This window comes from Vibrio sp. 2134-1 (genome assembly GCF_033339495.1).
Genome location: NZ_JAWOUS010000682.1, coordinates 1 through 593, shown reverse-complemented (window position 1 = coordinate 593; position 593 = coordinate 1). Strand labels below are relative to the sequence as shown.

Sequence of the window (593 nt, the reverse complement as noted above, 5' to 3'; positions counted from 1 at the left end):
TGCAGGGCAACGGTTTGTTTTATTCGGTCAAAGATAAGGCATTACCTTGGTAATTTAAATGCCGGCACCATGTCCAGATTCTGTTTGTTCCTCTTCTTCTTTGAGTTCAGCCATTTCTTCTTGCTGCTGTGCTTTCTCGATGCTCAACCACCAAACGAACAACTCATACCAAATCGCCAGAATAACCGCACCTAGGAACAGGCCAACGATGCCGTAGAAAAGCATACCGCCGATGGCCCCAAGCAGAATCACTGGCATTGGTACGTCTACACCACGGCCCATGAACATTGGTTTTAGTAAGTTCTCAGACAGCGCACCGACAACCGCCCACACGGTAAACATGGTCGCGGTTGTGCTGTCTTGCGTCATGTACATGTAGCCAATCACTGGCAATACGGCAAGCAGCGCAGGAAGCTGAGCGATACACAAAATCATCAGAATCAGAGTGAGCAAACCAGCAGCAGGAACGTCAAACACGAAGAAGCCAGCACCAATCAATAGCGCTTGAATCGCAGCCACACCAACTACGCCCAGCAGCACGCTTTTAATGGTCGCGGCGATAAGCGTTGTCCAGCTTTTCGCGTTTTCGCCAG

1 protein-coding gene is annotated in these 593 nt (G+C 49.9%); it reads right to left on the bottom strand.

All coding sequences use genetic code 11. From position 1 onward, the window contains the following. Positions 1-54: 54 nt before the first annotated feature. On the bottom strand, positions 55-593 hold a 539-nt coding region (locus R7R78_RS27940), incomplete at its 5' end, for an AI-2E family transporter (RefSeq protein ID WP_225474829.1).